The 522-nt window shown below is 73.5% G+C and carries 1 protein-coding gene; it reads left to right on the forward strand.

The window, feature by feature from the left end; translation table 11 throughout:
* Positions 1-144: 144 nt before the first annotated feature.
* Positions 145-522: hypothetical protein (locus CCN72_RS39450; protein WP_158101483.1), on the forward strand; the 378-nt coding region annotated here is incomplete at its 3' end.

A 522-nucleotide genomic window follows, 5' to 3' on the forward strand; every position in this document is an offset into this window, starting at 1 on the left:
CACGCATGAAGCAGGCGTCGGAGCTGGCCAAGGGCAGCGACCTGTGGCACTTCCGGATGTTCTCCCAGCGGCCGGGCGAGTCCATGCACGAGGTCAGCGCGGACCTGCTGACGAACGAGCCGTCGGCCGAGGCCAACCCGCNNGGTGGACATCGGGTTCCGTGAGGGCTCGCGGCAGATCAGCAGGGACGAGGGCCGCAAGCTCAACTACGTGGCCGAGCTGGCGACCCGGACCGGGCTGTGGAACCACCACAACGGTCTGCCGCTGCCCCGGATCACCGTGACCGGGCGCGGCAACGCCCGCCGTCCCACGCTCGGCGGGGTCCTGCCCGAGGCCGCGCGGCAGCGGGCCGAGGCCGTGCACGGGGAGCTGCGGGACCGGCTCGACCGGTATCTCATCAACTACCAGCACGGCATCGCGCAGCGGCGGCTGACCGCGGCCGACTTCCCGGTCGCGCTCTCCACCGAGCACCCCACGCCGGGCGGCGACCGGGAGCAGGGCCGCCGGACGACGGTCGCGGTG

Source organism: Streptomyces murinus, assembly GCF_002154555.1.
Taxonomy (GTDB): Bacteria; Actinomycetota; Actinomycetes; order Streptomycetales; family Streptomycetaceae; genus Streptomyces; species Streptomyces murinus.